Genomic DNA, 19,654 nt, shown 5'->3' on the forward strand with positions numbered 1-19,654 from the left:
CTACGAGCGCAAGGCCGACCACTTCCTGGCCTTCACCAGCATCGCCTGCACCCTCATCTGTTACCGCAGGCTCGCCAAATGAGATGTCCTCTAAGTGCCCGCCAGAGGCGGGCAGGTCGAGCTGGAGGAAGGCCGCCTCGGTGGCCTGCGGGCGGCCGAGGTAGCCCTCGGCCAGGCCCTGGCCGCCGAGGTAGAGCTCCCCTGGCTGGCCCTCGGCGACGGGGTGGTGCTGCTCGTCGAGGACCCAGGCCCGTACGCCGGGCAGGGGGCAGCCGATCGGGGCGGGGTCCTCGCCTGGGCAGATGTGCTCGGCGAACACGGCATCCACGCACGCCTCGGTCGGGCCGTAGGCGTTGGACACGCGGTAGCGCGCGATCCAGGCAGCGAGCGGGGCGGGGTGCAGGGTCTCGCCGCCGCATACGATGCGGCGCAGCGCGGGCAGTTCGGTGAACGGGGCGGCCGCGAGGTGGGCGGGGGTGCAGGTGAAGGCGGTGATGTCGTACCGGGCGAGGAAGCGGGGCAGGGCCTTCCCGGGGGTGCGGTCGGCCGGTGCGGAGATCTGCAGCCGGGCCCCGGCGGCGAGCGCGCCGAAGACCTCCCAGAGCACGGCGTCGAAGCACGGCGCGGTGAACTGGGCGATCCGGTCAGTGGGGGTGAGCCGGGCCAGCCGGGGGATGGCCGCAGCTCGGGAGGCCAGAGCCCGGTGGGAGATGAGGACCGGCTTGGGCAGGCCGGTGCTGCCGCTGGTGTGCCAGATACAGCCGACCGTCTCCTCACTGACCTCCGCTGCCTGGGCTGGTGCTGTCAGCGGCGTCAGCCGCTCGGGGGCATCGGCTACCGGAACGGGACGGGGGAGAGGGAGGCGGCCCACTTCGGCGGGCGCCCGTTGGCGGTGAGGACTCCGGCCGCCGTGCACGCGGTAGCGATCTGGGACAGCCGCGCGGCCGGATGCGTCACGTCGACGGGCACCGCGGCGGCGCCGCTGAGCCACGTGCCGAGCAGCCCGATGATCCAGCGGGGGCCGGGCGGCAGGCCCAGCAGCACCGGGCGCCCGCCAAGGCCCGCCGCCTGAAGGCGGCTCGCGGTGGCGGCCGCCGCCGACCACAGTTCCTTGTAGCTGAACACCTGGTCCTGCTCGGTGACCGCGACGCGGCGGGGATGGGCGGCGGCGGTGGCCTGGAGCAGGCGGGTCAGTTCGCTCATCTCAGGCCGCCTCCGCCCTCGGCAGCGGCAGGACAACACCACGGTGCGCCTCGCGCAGCAGGTCCAGCGTGGTGACCAGGTCCCGGTGGGGGACCGAGAGGTTCACCCGGATCCGGGGCGGCCCCGGATACAGGGTGTGCCAGGACTCCTTGGTGCCGCCGAACAGCAGATGAGGGTTGAGTTTGAGCTGGAACTGCTGCCCGACGGCGTTGACCCAGGCGACGGTCTCCTCGGGCCGGGTGAAATCGGCGGACAGACGGGGCAGAGCGAGTACCCGGCGACCGGCCGCAGGTGATCACCCATCTCCAACAGACCGGCGGCGTGTTCGCTCAGCAGGTCGAAGCCGCGCGCGAAGTGGCCGCTCATCGCGTCCAGGTGGTCGACGATCTCCCGGCAGTCGCCCTCGGAGGGAACGGTGGGCACCTCGTGGCCGGCGTACTGGCGCACGAGCCAGCGGTAGCGGCGGGCGAAGGCCTTGGGGTCGCGGTCGTGGGCGGCCTCGGCGAGCAGCAGCACGCTCAAGTAGAGCAGGACGAGCTGCCCGGCCAGCGGGCTGGAGGAGGCGGTCCGGTCGAATACGTCATCGCGGACCGCGTCGATGAGGGAGCTGTGGCCGCTGATCAGCAGCCCGGGCCGGATGCCGGGAACGCACAGGTCCTTGGACGGTGTCATCAGCACGGCGGTGTCGGCGACCGTGCCCGCGAGCCTGCGGCGGACTGTCTCGGTGATCGCGTGGGGCTGCTCGGCGGCGCCGCCCGCCAGGAACACCACGTCGATGACCCGAAAGTCGGGCGTCACCGGGGGAGGGGAGTACAGGGTACCGGTCACACCGTTGGGGAAGATCTCCACCAGCGCCGTGCGCGCCGCGACGGTGCTGGTCACCGCGAGGTGGCCGTCGTGCCGATAGCGGCCCTGGATGGTGCCGCCCCAGCGACGGGGGGTCTGCTCAAAAGCGTAGTAGCAGGGCGCGGGCAGGATCAGGCCCGCCTCGCAGGCGGCCAGCCAGCGGGTCACCAGGCCGATCCCCTCGGTGGCGCCGTTGGTGAACACGACCTGCCCGCCGTCCAGTTGGACCCCGAGGTAGGTGCCCGCGAGCTTCGCGGCCAGGGCACGATCGTGCGCATCGTGCACGGTGCCGTACTCGTGCAGCCGGCCCAGGTCCGCGCACACGGCAAGCGCCCGGTGCAGGAAGCGGTGGGTGGCCCGGGCGGCCGGGTAGAGGTTGTAGCCGTAGCCGATCTGCGCGCTGGAGCGGGGCACATCGTCGCGCAGCTCGCGGTAGACGGCCACGCACGGCGCGTCCTCGGTGATCGGGGCGATCAGGGCGGTCATCGCGGCACCTCCGCCAGCGCCGACCGGATCACTGCTTGCGCGGACGCGACCGCCTGCGTGCCGAGTTGCGGCACATACGGATAGGGCCGGGCCGGGCGTAACGCGGCTGTCTGGTCAGCGAGTTCGTGCACCGGGCGGGTGCCGTCGCGGGCGTCGGTCATGATCTGCGCGAGACGGGACATGCCGGCCGGGAGCAGGCCCCGCCAGGTGGCCTCGGCCAAACCCAGGCGCAGCGCGGGCTGGGGGAGGGGGGAGGTCGGTGAGCCAGTTGACGTGCAGCCCGGCCGCATACAGGCGCGCCGCGGCCTCCCGGGCGTCCAGGTGCGGGGTGGTCGTGATCCACAGCTGGTGGGTGTTCGTGTAGCCGAACTCGGCTCCGGCCACCTCCCAGCCGCTCTGCGCGAGGTGCTTGCCGAGGGCGCGGGCGTTCGTGATGACCGTGTGCGCGTAGGCGGCGCCCTGGTCGGCGAAGGCCGCCAGGGACAGGCCCAGGGCGGCGACCGCGCCGAGCTGGTGGTTGGACACCAGCTGCGGCTGTACGGCCTTGACCTGCTGGGCCGCGGCTGGGTCGCGGGTGGCGATGATGCCCTTGTGCGGGCCGGGGAACGTCTTGTGCGTGGAGGCGGAGATGCTTCCGGCGCCCGCGTCGAGCGGGTTGGGCAGGGCCCCGCCGAGCACCAGGCCCAGCGTGTGGGAGATGTCCGTGTGCAGAAAGGTCTTGGTGCCCGCCCGGCGGATGGTGTCCGCGACCGGTGCCGCGTCCAGGGCGGTGAGGACATGGCACTGGTCGAGGTAGACCAGTGCGGGCCGGTGCTCGCACAGGAAGCCCTCCAGCGCGTCGAGGTCCAGTCCCCCGGCGCCAACGGGCAGGTATACGGGACGGTGGCCGAGCCGGCGGGCGACATCGGCCGTGGCGTAGTGGCCGCCCTGCTCGGGGGCCAGGCACGCCAGAGTGCCGCTGGCCCCACCGCCCAGGGCGGCGATCGTCATCTCCATGGCGTGCAGCCCGGACAACGGGCGCACGTTCACGTGTTCGGCATCAATCAGGCGGGCTAGGAGCGGGACGGCCAATCCGCTCTCCAGCCAGGCGCCTGTCTTGGCGGAGGGGAAGCGCCACTCGCCCGTCGCCGGGTTCGGGTCCTCGTCGAAGAGGTAGCGGGCGTACAGGTCCGCGATCAGCGGCAGCCGGGCGAGCGGCGTCATCAGGTTCTCCGCGGGCACCAGGCTCAAGGTGCGCTCGGCGCGCTCCTGGTGGGCGGCCAGGACACCGAGCCCCTCAGCCAGCAGCGCGGCGCCGGTAGTGGGGGGTGCGAGGTGGTGTGGCACGGTCAGCCCTTCGTCGTTGAGGTGGGGGAGCGGGCGTACGGGGCGGTTCAGGCACGCGGCCGGGCGGTGAACAGACCGCGCAGCAGCCGGGGGACGGCGGGGGCGTCGCGGTAGGCGGTGCGACCGTGGCCGATCCGGGCGTTGGACACGATCAGGGCCTGACCCGCGCGCAGGGTGAAGTCGGTGCGGTACGCGCTGCCTTCACGGGCCGCGGAGTCCATGAACGCGATCGCCCGGGCCAGGGCGTCCTCGGCGCCGGGCAGTGCGTGGTAGGTGTCGGTGGAGGTGCGGCTGTAGCGGGTGGTCCACGCACCGGGCCGTTCCTCGGCGAACGCAGGACCGGACGACCAGGCATCGGCCGCGAAGGTGGAGGTGCGCTTCAAGACGGCGTCATGGGTGAGCTGGTGGGTGGCCTCGGGGTCGCGGCGGCGCAGCTGCGTGTAGGCGTCCAGAAGGAAGATCTCCCACCCGCCGACCGCCAGGACGTTGGTTCCAGCTGTCAGCGGATCGATCAGGCTGGCGCGGTGGGCGAGGCTGCTGCATCGGCTCGTGGACGCCACGGGCGATGAGTCCTCGCGCTACCTCGCGCAGGACGCCGAGGACTGTGCCACGGCCGCGCGAGCCGGAGCCGAGGCCCTGGCCGCCGAGTGCGGCGACCCGCAGCCAGCGCCGCGCGAGCCGTGAGAGAAGGCCAGGCGCCCGGCCGGAGGTCCGTCACGTCCCACCGTCCGGGCGGCTGGAGACTGCGGGACCGTCAGGGCCGGGGCATCGGCAGGCCGGGCAGGTGCGGGTGCCGCAGGTGCTGCCCGTCGTCGGAGACGTGCAGAGTGAACGCCTCCGGCCCCGGGCGGCCCGCCTCGTCGTACGCGGACATTACGCGCTCGATCCGCTCCCACAGTTTCACCGGACCGCCCTCCCGTACCTCCCACCAGCCCTCGACGGGGGTGAGGGTGGCGGCGGAGCCCGTGACGACGTCGACCAGGTGCACCACATCGCCGACGGTCGTCATCTGCGCGTCCGAGGCGGCGCACTGAGCGAGGAACCGCAGCTGGAACGCCTCCTCGGTCGCGGCCGTGATCCGCTCCGGGCTGTGCCGGGCCGCCCGGCCTGTCTCCGGGAGCCCGGCGGCCCAGTGGGCGGGGTTGCCGAACGCCGGCGCCGCGTGTGTACGGGCGGACATGAACGACACCGTGCCGCCGAGCAACTGCCCCTCGGCGGTGCCGTCGCCGTTCACGGTCAGCAGGACGCGGGCGTATCCGTAGAGCCAGCCGGACAGGGTGAGCAGAATCTTCCCGCCCGGCCGCGCCTGCGCGAGCAGCGCCGGGGGGACGGCGCGGAAGGAGCAGGCGGCCACGATCCGGTCGAACGACGCTTCGGGCCAGTACCCGTACAACCCGTCCGCCACAGCCAGCGTCGGGGTATACCCCAGGGAGTACAGCGCGGCGGCGGCCTGGTCGAGCCGGTGGGGGTCGACCTCGATGGACGTGACGTCGGCGGAGCCAAGGCGTTCGCAGGCCAGCGCGGTGGAGTAGCCGGTGCCGGTGCCGATCTCCAGCACCGTGTGCCCTTCCTGCACGTCCGCGTCCGCCCACATCCGCACCACCAGCGACGGCAGCGTGGACGACGAGGTCGGCGCCCCCCCGTGCCGGGTGGCCGGGGCCTTCCAGTCCGGCTCGTCGCTGTCGAACTGGGTGATCAGCGTGGTGTCCGAGTACGCGGCGGCCAGCCACCGGCCATAGTCCAACTCGGCGGTGACCGCCTCCCACACCGTCAGGCCCTGCTGATCGCGCTCGTCGGCGGGCAGGTAGAACCCGGGCACGAAGGCGTGCCGGGGCACTGTCTCGACCGCCTGGCGCCAGCCGGGATCGGCAAGGACGCCGTCGTCGGCGAGGGCCTTGGCCAGCGCGTCGCGCAGCCGGGCGGCGTCGGTCTCCAGGTCGGCGGGCATCATCGGGCTCCGCCTCCTTCCGTGCTCAGGATGTCGGCGAACGCCGTCGTGATGTCGCCGGCGTCGGGAAGCCAGCCCCACTGGCCGTTGGGGTTGCACTCGATGAACACCCAGTCCTCCGCCGCGTCGCCGTCGCCGGTGAGGGCGAAGTCGAAGCAGCCGAAAACCAGGCCGAACGCGCTCAAATAGCTGTGCAGCGCCGCCTCCACTGGGGCCGGGACGCCGATGGGGGCGTGCAGGAGCTCGTCCCAGTCGCCGCGGCGCCAGTCCAGCGCGCCGTCCGGCGCGGCGATCTGCTGGGCGAACACCCGCCGTCCGACCACGGTCGCCCGGACGTCGCCGGTCTTGGGGATCTCCGCCTGGAGCAGGTGCGCGGTCACCGTCAGGGAGTCGTCGAAGGCGTCCGGGTCGACGCGTTGGGCCCAGATCGCGCCGGCGTGCCCGTCCGCGCCGCGCGGCAGGCCGCGGAACGGCTTGTAGATCACCGGGCTGTGCTCGGCAGCGAACTTCCGGGCCTGCTCGACGTCGTTGGTGACCAGGGTCGGCGGGATGGTCAGGCCGAGCCGGGCCGCCTGCTGAAGCTGGGAAGGCTTGAAATCCGCGGCCGTCACGGCAGACGGGTGGTTGACGTACGTCGCGCCGTGCAGGTGGTTGAGTACCCCGCCGAGCCCGTGCCGGGCCTCGGCAGCGGCGAAGTCGCCCTGCTGGACGGGCAGGTGCGCGAAGCGGGAGACGTACGGGGTGGGGCGGCGGTAGTACACCGCCGCCACCTCCCCCAGCTCCACCTCGCGGCTGGCCGTCCGCAGCCGCCCGCCCCACACCGGCACCCCGGCACCGATGCGGGCGCCGAAGACCAGGCCGGGCCCGATGTCGGCCGGGTCGACGCGAGCGACGGGCACCTCACGCTCGTTCAGCGCGGTGATCACGCGGTCCGCGGTGACGTCCTCCAGGGACGTGATGACCAGGACTAGGGGAGCCGTCATCGGATCAGTCCGACTCGTAGTCGGTGGTGTTGTCGTCCTGCGTCTGTGGCTGCGGGTTCTGCCCGTCACCGCCGCCGGACATCGAAGCGGTGCCGGTCGTCTTGCTGGTGCCGTGCTTGCGCATCTCCACCACCTGGCCGGCGGCGTCGGTGTAGCGGGCGGTCTGCGTCGCCGGATCGAGCGTCACCGCAGCGTACGACGGCGGGCCGACCGGAAGCCGGTCGGTGACCAGCCGCATCGCCCACGGAACCTGGGGTGCAAGCGTCGCCATAGAGAGAATCCTTCCCCTTGCGCCGAAGCAGTAGCCGGGCGGCTACCACCTGAGCAGAATCGACCTTTCGCGCCCGCCCTGACCAGTACCGTAGGTGCCGCGAACCGTGGCGATATGCCACGCTCCGTGACAGAGGTCGGGGAGGGCGTAAGACGCGATGACCGGCAGAACAAGCAATACGCACGCCGGTGGCCGGCTCGGAGTCGGACCTGGCCGTGGACAGCCCTCTGATGGGGGCGCATTGGTTGCCCAGGACCAGCGCCTGCCACTGCGCGGGCAGCCCTTCAAGGTCCTTGAGCAGGGCCGCGGCGTCATCCCCGTGGGCAAGGCGCCCGGCGGATGACGGGGCCCACAGCTGTGTCAGCTCCGCTACGTCCCGGGCCAGGGCTGCGGCCGTGGCGGCACGCAGCGCCTGGCCGGAGCCGCAGCGGCTCAGTAACCGGTGCACCGCGGCCTGGTCGCATTCCGGGAGGTTGGCCCAGATACCGCGGGCGCGCAGGTCGTCCCAGGTGAGCAGCGTTGCGTTGTGGGCCGCGTCCTCGAGCGTGGGCTCGTCGTACTGGCCGGCGGAGGCCAGGATGCTCAGCGCTGCGTCGATCCGCTTTTCCCGTAGTGGATCTTCGCGCAGGGTATCGAGGTGGAACGAGTAGTCCCCGGGGTGGGCGGTGTACAGGCCGCACCGCTGGTCAGGTGCCGGGCCGGAGATGCCGCAGGCCGTGCGGGCGTGGCAGCTCGGCTCCTGTCCGTCAGCCCAGTGGGCCCAGACCGCGCCGCCCTCGGGGACCAGCCTGCGTCCGATCCCCCTATGGGGGTCTCCGTTGTGCTGGGCGAGCGCACACATGACCGTGCGGCGCGGGATGCCGGGCGCTTCGCGGCGCTCGGCGAGGAGCAGCTGGTCGAGGCGGAGGGTGACACGGATCCGTACTCCGCAGGTGCGTGGACGGACAGACGTCACGCTGAACTCCTTGCTTGGTCGGTGGGCTCAACTTGCTGGGCGAGAGGGGGCGTCAGCCCCGGGGTGAATCCGGTGAGAGCTAGGGCGTGGCGCGGGGTTTGGCCCGGCGCGTTCGACGGGCCGGGGCCCTGCGCGGCGGCACGAACGGAGTGCCGGTCAGGGCTCCGCGCAGACGTGCGGGATCGAGGGCCTGGTGCCCCTCGGGCCGGGTGAGCCAGTGGATGTCGGGGCCGTGCACGGCACCGACGGGCGGGATCTCGACGGATACGCCGTCGCGGAGGAAGCGCGTTCCCGGCACGTCCCAGTCGTCTCTGCTGGCGTGGGGAGGCAGCAGGAAGATCAGGTGGCCGCCGGCGTTGCTGCAGATCACCGGTGCGGACAGCAGCCCGGGGTCAGCCTGCAGAGCCCGTCGTGCGTCGGCGTGCGCGACCCGGGCGGCCTGGAAGTAGGTGCCGTTGGGTACGCGGCCCACGGAGCCGGGGCGTATCCATTCCGGGTGGCGGTTGACCGGTGCGGCGGTGTCCTCGAAGGGGGTCCCGGTTCGGGGGGGGGTGATCGCAGGCACGGTCAGACCCCTTCCAGGTCGGCGTACTTGTGGGGGCCGCCGGCCTGGACGTAGGCGTCGTTGAGCAGGGCGACGTGCTGGCGGTCGTGCACGTTGCGGGCCTGCGCCGCGCGTTTGCCCCGGGACAGCCCCCACATCTTGAGGGCGAGGGGATCGGTCATGAACGCTGCGGCGTTGTGCCGGATCAGGTTGGGCGTGTAAACGCCGAGGTTGAGGCCGAGGCGCCAGTGTTCAACCCACATCTGACACATCAGCAGCCCTGCAGCCTCTTCCTGCGTCACGTGCTCGGGGAAGCTCTTCTCCCAGACCGGGTCCAGGTGGGGATGCGTCACGGCGATCTGGAGGATGCGGCTGTGGGATTGGTGGACCGCCAGTTCCAGGAGCTGGCGGTGCTGCCAGTGGCGTTGGGCGAAGTGGGCGCCGGCTGCGACGGTGATGGCCGCGGCCAGGGGAAGAGCGGATGTACTCATCGTGGGCTCACAGGGTTGAGGGTGGACAGGGAGAGCGGGAAAGGGGAACGGGCCCGTCGGCGGGTTGCCGCGTAGCGGGCAGCGGCCGTTCGCCCCAGGTACGGGGGCGATCTCAGGAAAGGTCGCGGAGCCGTGTGCGCAGGCGTTCGGCGTCACGGGCATCGAGCAGCTGGTAGCGGTCGAGGGCCTGGGTGTAGCAGGTGATCGCGTCGGGGATGCGGTTGTCGCGCTGCGCCGCCTCTCCGAGCCATTCCAGGGTGCGCGCAGCCCAGTTCGGGGCCTGGACCGTGAGGAACTCGTCGTGGGCGGCCCGCAGGGTGTCCTCGGCTGTGGCGATGTCTCCCATGAAGGTGCTGACGCGGCCCCGCCAGGCCAAGGCGCGGGCGGCATCGTGCGGATCGTCCTCGTCGAGCAGTGTGGCGCGGGCATCGGAGAACAGACGGCTGGCCTGCCCGAAGTCATGCAGCTGGTAAGCGATTTGGCCCAGGATGATGTCGGTCAGAGCGACCCCCCGGGTGTAGCCCAGGTCCAGCCGGATCTCGCTGGCCTCGCGGAGGAACGGCCGGGCCTTGGGCAGTTTGTCGGCCTCGACGTAGGTGCAGCCGAGCTCGTGCAGCGCCTGCGCTTCCATGTACCGGTCCTTCAGGTGCCGGGCCCGCTCGCGCACCTGCTGGAAGTGGCCGATGGCCTCGTCCAGGTCCCGGGTTCCGCGAAGCCCGAGCCCCAGGGTGTTGAGGATCCGCAGCTCGGCGGCCGGGTTCTGGCAGCGCTGGACGGCATCCAGGGCGAGCCGGTGGATCTCGATCCACTCGCCGTAGCGTTTGTCCGCCCGCCACCAGGGCCACAGAGCCCAGGTGATGCGCCAGGCAAGCTCGTACTCTCCGGCGCCGTGGGCGGCCCGGATCAGTGCCAGCAGATTGGCGGCCTGGGCCTTCAGCCAGGACAAGGCGGCGGCCTTGTCCTGGAAGGGCGTCGTAAATCCAGGCCGGGGGCGCGGGTCGGGCAGGGACTGGCTGTGGCTCCGCGTGACCAGTGCATCGGCGGCGGCCGCCGCAGTGAGTGCCCAGCCAAGAGCCCGGCGCAGGACCTCGGCTGTTTCCCCGTCGGTGGCCTCGGCCAGCGCGCGTTGACGTGCGTGTTCGCGGACCTCGGCGGAGGGCCAGCGGTAGACGGCGCCGCGCAGGTCGTGCGGCGGGGCCGCTTCCAGCAGGTGTGCCGCTGCGAGAGCGGACAGGACGGAGGAGGCGTCGTGCCGTCCACCGGTGGTGAGGGCATCGGCCAGCGACGCGTCGATGTCGTGGACGGGCAGGAGCGCGAGGTAGCGGTAGTAGCGGGCGGCATCCCGCGACAGCTCGGCGTAGGCCGTATCGAGGTGGGGGCTCACGATCACTCCGGTGAGACGAGGGGCAGTGGGGGAGGCGGTGGCGCGGCGCTGGCTCTCCAGGAGCGAGCGGACCACGCTGGCCACGGGCCGGTCGGGGTGGCGGGCCAGCTGGGCGACGGTCAGCCACAGCGCCAGCGGCACTCCGGCGGTCAGCGCGATGAGGCGATCGGTCGGTTCGGGTTCGGCCGTCAGCCGGGCCTGGCCCAGGCAGTTGGTCAGATAGCTGTAGGCCGCGCTCGGTGGCAGGGGACCCAGTGCGTACAGGTCCGCGCCGTCGCCCGCGAGGTCGGCCAGCGGCTTCTGGCTGGTGACCAGGACCAGGTGGCCGCGTCCGCCGGGGAGCAGCCGCCGCAGGGCCGCTGGGTCCGAGGCGTTGTCGACCAGCAGGCACAAGGGGGCTCGTGTGGCGGTCATGGATCTCCACTAGGCCGCCAGTTCGTCCTCGGCCGCCGGCAGGGGTCCCGAGCGCAGGGCCCGCAGGAGTTGTCCCAGCGTGTCGGTGACGGAGCGCGGATCTTCGGGTTCGTAGCTGCGCAGATTCACATAGAGCTGCCCGCCGGGATAGCTGCCGTGCAGGTCGTTGAGGAGGCGGGCGGCCAGCGAGCTTTTGCCGATCCCGGCGCCGCCGGACAGCGCGATGATGCGGATCCCGGCCCGGTGCGGGGTGTCCGCGAGCGGCAGCAGGGTGCCGAGCTCCTGCTCGCGATCCACCCATGCCGGGGGGACCGGGGGTGCCTGAAGAGGCGGTGGCGGCTCGTAGCGGGGCTCGTGGCGGGTGTGGACCGTGAGGTCCGTGATGGTTCCGGCCTGCACGCTGGCTCCGTAAACCGTGCTGTCGCCCAGCGAGTTGGTGACGGCGGTACGGTGCGGGTCCGGTCCGACCGTGCTGGTCATCGCGCCTGGGCCAGTTGTCGCAGCCGCTCGGCATGGGTGGGGCGGATGAGGTCGTACAGCTCCGCGCTGCGCCGGTAGCAGTGCAGCGCGCGCTCGCAGTCACCGGCGGCCTGATGGGCTGCGGCCAGCAGCTCCCAAGTGCGCACCTGCCAGGGGATGCTGCCGGTCGCGGTGATGATCTCCAGGGCCGTTTCCATCTCGGTGATGCCCGTGGCGCTCTGGCCGAGGAGAATGTGGGCGTGGCCGAGCAGGACGAGCGCGCGGGCCGCTTCGTAGGGCTCGTTGACGTCCAGCAGCAGCGTCCAGGCCCGTTCGAGCCAGGCCAAGGCCTCGTCGGGCATTCCCTGGGCGAGTGCAGTTTCTCCCAGCACGATGAGCGTCAGGCCGATGCCGCGTCGGTAGCCGCACTGCTGCCACCGGGCGATGGCGTGAGCGAGCTGTTCCTTGGCCTCTTGCGGGCGTCCGGCCTGCAGGTGGCAGCGGCCGAGCCCCAGGTGGGCCTGTCCTTCGTCGCGCACGTCCGCGCTGTCACGGGCCGCGGCCAGCAGTTGGGTGTACCAGTCGACGGCAGCGTCCCAGCGGCTCGCTCCGGCCAGGCCCACGGCTCCCGAGGCAAGCAGCTGCCGTTGCGCGGCGGGGTTGTTCGCGCAGCGGGCGGCGGACAGCCCCATCTCGTGTGCGGCGGCCCACAGGGTGTAGGGGTGGCGGAAGTGGAAGTGCGGCCACCAGGCGTCGGTGAGTCTCCAGAGGGTGTCGTGCCATCCGGCGCTCTCCGCGGCGCGCAGGATGCCGAGGAGGTTGTGCTGGTGGGAGTCCAGCCAGGCCAGCGCCCCGGCGTCGTCGTCGAAGGGGAGGCGGACCGGCGCCGGGGGCTCTTCGGTGGTGCGGCGCAGCGTGGCCTGGGCCGGGGTGAGCCGGAACTGGATGTGGGTGGCGATCTGGAGCATCCACACGCACAGCCGTCGCCGGACATCCCGACGGTCCTGCTCCGAGTCCTGCTGGGCGGCGAGGTCGCAGGCGTGCTCCCGGGCGGCGGTGCTCATTCGGTACCGCACGGGCCGGGCGGGATGTCCGCCGTCGGCGAGCGGTTCCAGCAGCTGTTCGTCGGCCAGGACCTCCAGCCGCCACGCGGCATCGGCCTCGTGGATGGCGCAGGCGGCGGCCGCCATGTCCGGGTCGACGTCGTCGGACGGCAGGAGCCCCAGCTGCCGGTACAGGCGCTGCGCGTCCGCGTCCAGGCGCGCGTATGTCGCGCACAGAGCGGTGGTGATGCCCATCCGGACACGGTCCTTGGAGTGAGTGCGGGGCTTACTGCCGGACACCGTCGCGGATCCGCTGATCTCATGGGCGGTCATCGCGCACCCCTTGCGGCGCCGCGGCACGCCCGGCGTGGTGAGCGGGGAGACGCAGCGGCCCCTCGTAGAACGTGGCCGTCGGACCGGTGTACCTGCGGGCGCCCGGTGGCCAGGAGGCCAGCAGCTGGCGAAGCAGGAGAGTCACCAGCGGTTCCGCAATCCCCAGCGTGAGCGTGGTCATCGTCACTGGACGCACTCCAGAGCCCCGGGGCGGACGCGGTGGATACGGCCCGAACCGTCGCGCACGGCGCGATGCTCGGCCTGCGCGGGCGCGGGCGGGCCCTCGAGCCCGGCGGGTGACGGCGCGAGGGGCGCAGCGGCGGCCCGGTGGAGCAGGGCCATGACCTCGCTCTGGGTGCGCCCGTCGACCTTCTCCCAGACCCCGACGTCAGTGACGCCGTGGTGGGCGGGGCGGCCCTCGGACAGGACGGCATGCAGTCGGGCCAGCGCCGCACGGCGCAGCTGATGCGGGATGCCGGTGCGGTCCGTCCCGGTCACGCTCTCGATCGCTTGGCCGATCGTGCACGCCGGCACCCCGGTCACGACGTCGTCGGGCCGCTGGAGATACGGAGTCCACCCCCGGATAACCAGAAGATCGCGGGCGACCTGCAGGACGGCTGCGGCGGCCGCGGGTAAAGAGGGAAGGCCCTCCGTGGCGGCTGGGGCGGGGCCGGCCGCGAGGCGCACGTTGTCGCGGACGGCGGGCACGGTGACAGGCATGGGATCTCCGGACGTCGATCGGAAAAGGGGGGTAGCGGCACGAAGGAAGGAGCGCTCCCTCGTATGCGCGCAGGTCGCCAAATCGCACCCGCCCGCACGGCGGGGCTCGGGCGCCGGACGGCGAGTGCCGGGGCGCCGGGGGAGCCCGGCAGCGCGAACCGGGCCTGGGTGCGCCAGGCCGCGTACGCGGCAGCGTGTGCTGTGCACTCGTAGTCGATGAGCACGGTGGTCTCCACGCGCACACGACGCCGGGCCTCGTCGGTGTGGCGGAGCAGGAGGCCGGTGGCGGCTGCGAGGCGGGTGCTGCGGGTGGAGTCGGCGAAGAGCACCACCCGCTCTCCCTCGCGGCCCTGCGCGCAGCCGCCACCGACCAGGTAGGCGCCCGCCGGGGCTGGGCCAGCTCGGTGTCCTCAAGCGGGCGGCGAGCGATGACCGGGCCGTTAGCGGCGATGGCCTCGGCCAGGAGGGTGATGGCCTGGGCAAATTGGTTGCGCGAGAGGCGGTGCCACGAGGGGGCGAGCAGGGCTTTCAACCGGTCGGCCGACTCCTGCGCGGTGGGCCTGGTCATGGCGCCGCCGGTGTGACGGTCTGCTCCGCCAGGGAGACCGTGCTGCTGATCAGGGCGGACAGGTTGGGTATCTCCTCGGCCGGGCACTGCATGAGGACCACTGATGAGGTGGGTGAGGTGGCGGTGAGGTGGGTGACGGTCGTGTGGACGTTGACGCGTTGCCATCCGCATGCTTCTCGGAGGTAGGTGAGCAGCCGCGCAGTCTCCCCGCCGGGAGGCGAGGGAACCTCGGCGCGGACCCATTGGCGTCCCAGGCGGGCGGCGAAGTCGCGCGCCCACAGCGTCATGAGCCGGCCCGGGTAATCGGTGCGGCCCGGGATGACGCAGGCGGCGGAGACCAGCAACGTCGCCTCGGCCCGCTGCTCCGCGCTCCAGTGCTCGAGTGCCGGGGTGCGGTGGAGCTGCAGCAGGCCCACGAGATCGTCGTCCTCGAAGAACGCCACGACGTCGGCGTCCTGGCGGACGGCATCCCGGATGGCCCGGGTGTTGCGGGGCAGGCAACGCCGGTCCAGCCAGCGGGAGCGTGCATCGGCCACGGAGAACGCGGCGATGCGCTCGCTGGGGTCGAGAGGGCGGATCTGATAGATGGTGCCGGTGGTCATGGCGACGTCCTGGGAAGTGGTCAGCGAACGGAAGTCTGGGGTGCGCCGCGGGCCTCATGAGGCCCGGCGGTGCTACGTCGAGGTGAGGTGGCGCGGCGGGGCGGACAGGGGTCCGGACAGCAGCAGTTCAGCGGCCTCGATCACGGTCACCACCGTGTGCGTCGGGGCGGGGTCCCGGGCGGTGCGCTCTTGATCTCCCTTGATCCACACGGTGGTCAGTCCGGCCGCGTTGCCGCCCGCGATGTCCGTGTCGAGCAGGTCCCCGACCATGACGGCCGGGGTCGAGGCGTCGGCCTCCAGGTCATCCAGCGCCAGGCGGAACAAGGCGGGGTCCGGCTTGCGAACGCCGAACGCGCCCGAGATGACGACGCTCGTGAAGTAGGCGCTGAGACCGGCGACGTCCAATTTGAGCCGCTGAGCATCCGGGGTGCCGTTGGTGACCACGCCCAGCGCCCACCCCTCGGCGCGGAGCCGCCCCATGGCCTGGCACACCTCCGGCCGATGCGGAACCAGCTCGGCGGTGCGGATCCGGTAGTCGTCCATCAGGCTCAGCACGGACGGGCGGAGCCGGAAGGCGGTGCGCAAGGCGTGGAAGAACTCGTGGCGTGTGGGGTGCTTTTGGTCGGCCTCCAGGATCTGTTCCAGCGGAATGTCGTAGTCCGCACTGAACTCGGCGGACCAGTCGCTGAAGGCGCGGTCGTGGTCGGTGAGTGTGCCGTCCAGGTCGAGCAAGATGATGCGTGAGGGGGCAGGCATGGCGGGCAGCTCCGGGCCATGAACTAAGGGAAGGGAGGGGAAGCGCTGGCGACCAGGCGGTTGTTGCCGCAGATGGCCTAGGTGGGGGAGCTGTCGCCTTGCCCGGTGGGGGGAGAGGAACGGCTCGTGAGGGATGCTGGCGCCGGGGTGAGGGTGCGGGCTACGCCGCACCCGCCGAAGCGGGGACGGCGTTCGTACCCGGGGCCGGGCCGGGGCGGGCCGGGGCCGGGACCGGCACGTCACAGCGCAGCAGACGGGTGATGTCGGGGTCTCTGAGCGCGGTACACATCAGGCGTACGTACCGGTCCCCGACGCGGTCGGCTCCGGAAGCGGTCTCCCAGCCGCACGACCGCGTCAGGTGGGTAACCAGCCGGGTGTGCGCACCGCGGGTGTCCACGGGGACCTCATGACAGAGCTGTTCCAGGCCCGAGCGGGCGGCGAAGTCGCGGGCCCACCACGTCATCAGCGCACCGGTCAGACGGCGTTGGCCGGCGCGGGTGCAGGCGGACACAATCCGCAGGCTGGGCACGGCGCGGTGGGCGTCGGGCCAGTGGCCGGGCAGGGGGCCATAGTCCAGGAAGAGCAGGCCGTGCAGTTCACCGTCGGAGCAGAAAGCTATGAGCCCTTTGCCACCGGTATGGATGGCCGCACCCAGATCGCGGGTGTTGCACGGCTGGTTGGTCTCCATGGACTGGTAGACACGCGCATCCACGAGTCGGCAGGCGGCGTTCTCGTCGCCGGAGGTCAGGGGGCGTACGTGGTACATGGTGGTCATGGGCTGCGCATTTCCTTTCAGCTGGGGCAGCGTCGGCCGGGGCCGGTCAGGCTGTGGGGCCGCAGTGCGGGGTGAGGCGGGCGAAGCGCCCGGACCAGGAAGCGCGGGGCACACCGTGCTTTCGCTGGCGTTGGAGGTCGACAGGCCTCGCGGGGCGTGTAGGTCGCGGACCGAGCGGTCGGGTGGGTAGGCGGCGAACCCCGTGCCGTGTGCGCGGCCGGAAGCAACGGTGGCTGAGGCTGGCGGAGTCACGAGGCAGGTCCAGTGGCGTGCGCCCCGGCGGCGCCGGGTGTGAAGGAAGCCTCCGGGGTTTCCTGCTCCTGCAGTGCCTGCCGCGCGAGCAGCAGCGCCTGGACATCGTTAGTGCCTGCGGGGGGCTCGAGGCACCAGGCGTCACGGAAGAGCCGCTCGATGCGCTGCCCGGACTTCAGGCCATGTCCGCCGTGGAGCCGGAGAGCAGCCGCAGCGGAATCGTGCAGCGCCTCGATGCCGTAAAGCTTGGCGTGGCACAGCAGAGGATCGTGCTCGTGACGGTTGTCCAGGTACCCGATGCCCCCGTTTGCGTCCAGGGCCCCCGCCGCGGTGTACAGGGCGAGTTCCGCGCCCAGCAGGCGCGAGTGCATGCGGCCGAGGTCCAGCTTGACGTTGCGCAGGTGGTGCAGAGGCTTGCCGTAGCGGGGGCGGCGCTGGGTCATCTGCCGGGTGGTGTCCCAGATGGCGCGGTGGAGTCCCAGGGCGACGGCGGCCAAGTTGGGCCGTCCGTAGCAGAGGCTGGAGTCCAGGGCGATGTCCCGTCCTTGGCCCTCCTCGCCTAGCCGATGGGAGAGGGGGACTCTGCAGTTGGTGAAGTGGATGTCGTCGAAAGAGAATCCGCGAAGCCCCAGGCCGGGTACGTGCGTACCGGCACGGACGCCGGGCTGGTCGGCTTTCACCAGGAACATCGTCAGACCGTTGTCTCCTGGGGCAGTTCGGGCGAGCACTCCGTGGAGCGTCGCTCCGCGGGCTCCGCCGACCAGGACCTTGCGGCCGGAAAGAAGGTAGTGGTCGCCCTCGCGCCGGGCCGTCGTTTCCGCAATGCCGTCTATCTGGCTCCCCGAAGCATGCTCGGTGACCGCGATGGTTGGCAGGCACTTGCCCCGCGCGATCTTCGGCAGCCAGTGCCGCTTCTGGGCATCGTTGCCGTGCTGAATGATCAGAGACGAGCCCAGCTGGTACGCCTGCACGGAAGCCCCCACGGCCCCGCTGATGTAGGACAGTCGCTCCAGGATCATCGTCTTGGCCCTGTGGCCCATCCCCATCCCGCCGTAGTCGGGGCTGATGGTCACCCCGACCCAGCCCTGTTGCGCGATCTGGTCCACCAAGTCGCGTTCGGGCCGACACCGCGCTTCCATCACCGCCACGCGCGGAGCGATGACCGTCCGTGCGAACTCGGTGACGGCAGAGTCAAGTTCGTGCTCCCTTGGCGTCAGGCTGTTCGTAGTCAGCAACGGTGTCTCCTCCTGTCGGGGGTGGTCCGAGGCGGCATGGCGGGGAGCCGGGTATCACTGGCGGACGTTGAAGCCGGACCGGCGCAGGAGCATCACCAGAAGCTCGTCTCGCTTGGACTTGATCATGTGCAGGGTCGGCCTGCCGGTTTCCTGACCGCGGGGCTCCGGTCCCAGGAAGCAGACGGTCCCCAGGACGTGGCCGACGTGGATCAGCGGAGCTCCGGCGTAGGTGCGGGCGTCCAGGATGTCCACGACCTCGTTGGACGCCAGATCACGGGAGGCGTAGAGGTCCGGGTGTACACGGGCCAGCCCCGTCTCGACGACCTCGGGGCAGAATCCAGCGGTCAGTGCCATGCTGCGCCCGACCGTGGGCAGTTCGCTGTCCTCGCCGGGCGTGCACAGGCCGTCGAAGCACTGCTGCTGGGTGCGGAAGATGTTGACCATGCCGTAGGGCACACCGGCCTCGTGAGCCATCTGCTGCGCGAAGGCGTCGAGATCCGGGTCCGGGCCGGTGAGGCCCAGGTCGCGCAGCAGTGTGTCGCGGTCGGGGGCATGCGGCGCTTCGGGGAACAAGAGGCCAGATTCGGAGAGGGTCATCCTGTGGCTCCAGAGGCTGAGGGGTGGCTGTGCTGTCGGATGCTGTGCTGCTGGAGGCTGTGCTCGACCAGCGCGTACAGCACTTTCCAGGCCGAGGACCGCTCCCGGGCGTCGAACACCATGAGCGGTACGTGCGCGTCAAGGTCCAGGGCTTGGCGTATTTCGTCAGGCTCATAGGGAAGTGCGTCGTCGAACCGGTTGACGGCGACGACGAACGGCAGGCGCAGATGTTCGCACCAGTTGATCGCGACGAAACTGTCGCGCAGGCGCCGGGTGTCGGCCAGGACGACGGCGCCGACCGCGCCCCGGCCGAGTTCGTCCCACATGAACTGGAATCGTTCCTGGCCCGGCGTGCCGAAGAGATACAGGATGATGTCCTGCTCGGGAAAGGTGATGCGTCCGAAGTCCATGGCGACCGTTGTGGTCGTCTTGTTCGAGAGTCCGTTGAGATCGTCGACGCCTGCTCCGGCCGTGGTGAGACCGGCCTCGGTGGTGAGGATGTCGATCTCACTGACGGAGGCGATGGTGGTCGTCTTCCCAGCGCCGAACCCACCGGTGACCACAACCTTCAGCTCATACCGGGGAATGGGGCCGGGGTCGGTCGGTGCGGTGTCAGAGTCTGTAGCGCAGGCCATCGAGCAACTTCTCCATCAAGTGGGCTTCGGGGTCGGTGGGGCCAGCAGGGTTGAGAAGCCTGAGGGCTCCGCTGTCGATGAGGTCGCCGAGGAGAACCTTGGTGACCTGGACTGGAAGTCCCAGACGCGCCGAAAGTTCGGACACCGAGAAGGCGGAGTCGCGACACAGGTCCACCAACGCGCTGTGCTCTGCGCTGGGCATGAACGGCAGCGGGTCGGCCTCGCCGGGGATCAGGCGGGAGATCAGGTCCAGGGCGTGCCGGGGGCGGGTGCGTCCCTGGGTGAGCACGTACGGGCGTACATCACCCAGTGCCGGGTCGGTGATCGGCATCCTGCCGCCCTGGATCACTGCTGGGGGGACAAGTTGGGGTGGCGTGCGGCGATCACCAGGCTCTCCTGCAACTGCCTGATGAACCTCTTCATCTGGTGGCCCACCAGACCGACATCGGCGCTGATCGACACCTCGACCGCCAGCACCGTGTTCTCAAGGTCCGCGCCCTCGAGTCCGGCGTGTATGACGAACAGGTAGGCGCCGTCGTGCTCGTAGATAGCCTGCCGGGTGCGGCCGTTGCGGTCCTTGAAGTGGTGCTGGGCCAGCGACAGCATGCCGGTAATGGTGGCGGCCATCCGGTCGGCGTCATCCTGGGGCATCGCGGTGTGAGACAGCTTGAGACCGTCTCCCGCCCCCAGCAGGGCCTTCTCGGCTCCGGGGATGTCGTTCATCAGCCGGTTGAGCTGCCTGTCCAGTTCGGCGCGTGCCCTGCTGCGCTGGGCCTGGTCGGTGACTGCGCGGCTGTGCTCCATACCGTGATCGCTGTGCATGATGTT

At 71.3% G+C, this 19,654-nt stretch carries 23 protein-coding genes; 1 reads left to right on the forward strand and 22 read right to left on the reverse strand.

Annotated elements, in window-relative coordinates:
* The 5 genes from ACFVYR_RS35870 to ACFVYR_RS35890 form a co-directional block, all read right to left on the reverse strand.
* On the reverse strand, nt 1-871 hold an 871-nt coding region (locus tag ACFVYR_RS35870; RefSeq protein ID WP_384261914.1), incomplete at its 3' end, for an AMP-binding protein.
* Complete coding sequence (locus ACFVYR_RS35875) at nt 835-1,203, reverse strand: AMP-binding protein (RefSeq protein ID WP_384261917.1); 369 nt, start codon at nt 1,201-1,203, stop codon at nt 835-837. The genes ACFVYR_RS35875 and ACFVYR_RS35870, both read right to left, overlap by 37 nt.
* Before the next feature lie 102 nt (nt 1,204-1,305).
* Entirely contained in the window at nt 1,306-2,535 is a 1,230-nt protein-coding gene (locus tag ACFVYR_RS35880) for a hypothetical protein (RefSeq protein WP_384261920.1), read from the reverse strand.
* A 114-nt stretch (nt 2,536-2,649) separates the two neighbouring features.
* Nucleotides 2,650-3,861, reverse strand: coding sequence for a hypothetical protein (locus tag ACFVYR_RS35885; RefSeq protein WP_384261922.1), 1,212 nt, complete (start codon nt 3,859-3,861; stop codon nt 2,650-2,652).
* 47 nt (nt 3,862-3,908) lie between these two features.
* Nucleotides 3,909-4,421, reverse strand: a complete 513-nt coding sequence (locus ACFVYR_RS35890; RefSeq protein WP_384261925.1) for a TauD/TfdA family dioxygenase — start codon at nt 4,419-4,421, stop codon at nt 3,909-3,911.
* Here ACFVYR_RS35890 and ACFVYR_RS35895 point away from each other — a divergent pair.
* Nucleotides 4,411-4,545 (forward strand): hypothetical protein, encoded by a 135-nt coding sequence (locus ACFVYR_RS35895; RefSeq protein ID WP_384261928.1) that lies wholly within the window; start codon nt 4,411-4,413, stop codon nt 4,543-4,545. The two genes, ACFVYR_RS35890 and ACFVYR_RS35895, sit on opposite strands and share 11 nt — an antisense overlap.
* A gap of 70 nt (nt 4,546-4,615) precedes the next feature.
* Here the strand turns inward: ACFVYR_RS35895 and tgmC are convergent, their stop codons facing one another.
* The 17 genes from tgmC to ACFVYR_RS35980 all read right to left on the reverse strand — a co-directional run bounded on the left by tgmC (nt 4,616) and on the right by ACFVYR_RS35980 (nt 19,648).
* Nucleotides 4,616-5,812 (reverse strand): ATP-grasp peptide maturase system methyltransferase, encoded by a 1,197-nt coding sequence (gene tgmC, locus ACFVYR_RS35900; protein ID WP_384261931.1) that lies wholly within the window; start codon nt 5,810-5,812, stop codon nt 4,616-4,618.
* Nucleotides 5,809-6,792 (reverse strand): ATP-grasp ribosomal peptide maturase, encoded by a 984-nt coding sequence (gene tgmB, locus ACFVYR_RS35905; RefSeq protein ID WP_384261934.1) that lies wholly within the window; start codon nt 6,790-6,792, stop codon nt 5,809-5,811. The genes tgmC and tgmB overlap by 4 nt, the downstream gene beginning before the upstream one ends.
* Nucleotides 6,793-6,796: 4 nt before the next feature.
* Nucleotides 6,797-7,063, reverse strand: coding sequence for a putative ATP-grasp-modified RiPP (locus ACFVYR_RS35910; protein ID WP_384261937.1), 267 nt, complete (start codon nt 7,061-7,063; stop codon nt 6,797-6,799).
* A 1,034-nt stretch (nt 7,064-8,097) separates the two neighbouring features.
* Nucleotides 8,098-8,583: a hypothetical protein gene (locus tag ACFVYR_RS35915; protein WP_384261939.1), complete on the reverse strand. Its 486-nt coding sequence runs from the start codon at nt 8,581-8,583 to the stop codon at nt 8,098-8,100.
* A gap of 2 nt (nt 8,584-8,585) precedes the next feature.
* The gene (locus ACFVYR_RS35920) at nt 8,586-9,053 is read right to left on the reverse strand and encodes a DUF6082 family protein (RefSeq protein ID WP_384261942.1); all 468 of its coding nucleotides are present in this window, start codon (nt 9,051-9,053) and stop codon (nt 8,586-8,588) included.
* Nucleotides 9,054-9,165: 112 nt separating this feature from the next.
* The gene (locus tag ACFVYR_RS35925; RefSeq protein ID WP_384261944.1) at nt 9,166-10,851 is read right to left on the reverse strand and encodes a tetratricopeptide repeat protein; all 1,686 of its coding nucleotides are present in this window, start codon (nt 10,849-10,851) and stop codon (nt 9,166-9,168) included.
* 9 nt (nt 10,852-10,860) lie between these two features.
* Complete coding sequence (locus ACFVYR_RS35930; RefSeq protein ID WP_384261946.1) at nt 10,861-11,331, reverse strand: ATP-binding protein; 471 nt, start codon at nt 11,329-11,331, stop codon at nt 10,861-10,863.
* Nucleotides 11,328-12,686, reverse strand: a complete 1,359-nt coding sequence (locus tag ACFVYR_RS35935; protein WP_384261949.1) for a tetratricopeptide repeat protein — start codon at nt 12,684-12,686, stop codon at nt 11,328-11,330. Before ACFVYR_RS35935 ends, ACFVYR_RS35930 begins: the two co-directional genes overlap by 4 nt.
* A gap of 183 nt (nt 12,687-12,869) precedes the next feature.
* Complete coding sequence (locus ACFVYR_RS35940; RefSeq protein ID WP_384261951.1) at nt 12,870-13,406, reverse strand: hypothetical protein; 537 nt, start codon at nt 13,404-13,406, stop codon at nt 12,870-12,872.
* A gap of 564 nt (nt 13,407-13,970) precedes the next feature.
* A complete protein-coding gene (locus ACFVYR_RS35945; protein ID WP_384261953.1) occupies nt 13,971-14,576 on the reverse strand; it encodes a hypothetical protein in 606 nt (201 codons plus the stop codon).
* Nucleotides 14,577-14,648: 72 nt separating this feature from the next.
* Nucleotides 14,649-15,332 (reverse strand): HAD family hydrolase, encoded by a 684-nt coding sequence (locus ACFVYR_RS35950; protein WP_384261956.1) that lies wholly within the window; start codon nt 15,330-15,332, stop codon nt 14,649-14,651.
* Nucleotides 15,333-15,492: 160 nt separating this feature from the next.
* A complete protein-coding gene (locus tag ACFVYR_RS35955) occupies nt 15,493-16,107 on the reverse strand; it encodes a hypothetical protein (protein WP_384261958.1) in 615 nt (204 codons plus the stop codon).
* Between the two features lie 248 nt (nt 16,108-16,355).
* On the reverse strand, nt 16,356-17,594 hold the full coding sequence (locus tag ACFVYR_RS35960; RefSeq protein ID WP_384261960.1) for an acyl-CoA dehydrogenase family protein: 1,239 nt from the start codon (nt 17,592-17,594) through the stop codon (nt 16,356-16,358).
* A 54-nt stretch (nt 17,595-17,648) separates the two neighbouring features.
* Nucleotides 17,649-18,191 carry a GAF domain-containing protein gene (locus tag ACFVYR_RS35965; RefSeq protein WP_384261962.1) on the reverse strand — a complete coding sequence of 181 codons (543 nt, stop codon included), beginning with the start codon at nt 18,189-18,191 and terminating at the stop codon, nt 17,649-17,651.
* Complete coding sequence (locus ACFVYR_RS35970; protein ID WP_384261964.1) at nt 18,188-18,826, reverse strand: ATP/GTP-binding protein; 639 nt, start codon at nt 18,824-18,826, stop codon at nt 18,188-18,190. Before ACFVYR_RS35970 ends, ACFVYR_RS35965 begins: the two co-directional genes overlap by 4 nt.
* On the reverse strand, nt 18,804-19,157 hold the full coding sequence (locus tag ACFVYR_RS35975; protein WP_384261966.1) for a DUF742 domain-containing protein: 354 nt from the start codon (nt 19,155-19,157) through the stop codon (nt 18,804-18,806). Before ACFVYR_RS35975 ends, ACFVYR_RS35970 begins: the two co-directional genes overlap by 23 nt.
* 14 nt (nt 19,158-19,171) lie before the next feature.
* The gene (locus tag ACFVYR_RS35980) at nt 19,172-19,648 is read right to left on the reverse strand and encodes a roadblock/LC7 domain-containing protein (RefSeq protein ID WP_384261968.1); all 477 of its coding nucleotides are present in this window, start codon (nt 19,646-19,648) and stop codon (nt 19,172-19,174) included.
* Between the last annotated feature and the right edge of the window lie 6 nt (nt 19,649-19,654).

Source organism: Streptomyces sp. NPDC058284 (assembly GCF_042881135.1).
Taxonomy (GTDB): Bacteria; Actinomycetota; Actinomycetes; order Streptomycetales; family Streptomycetaceae; genus Streptomyces.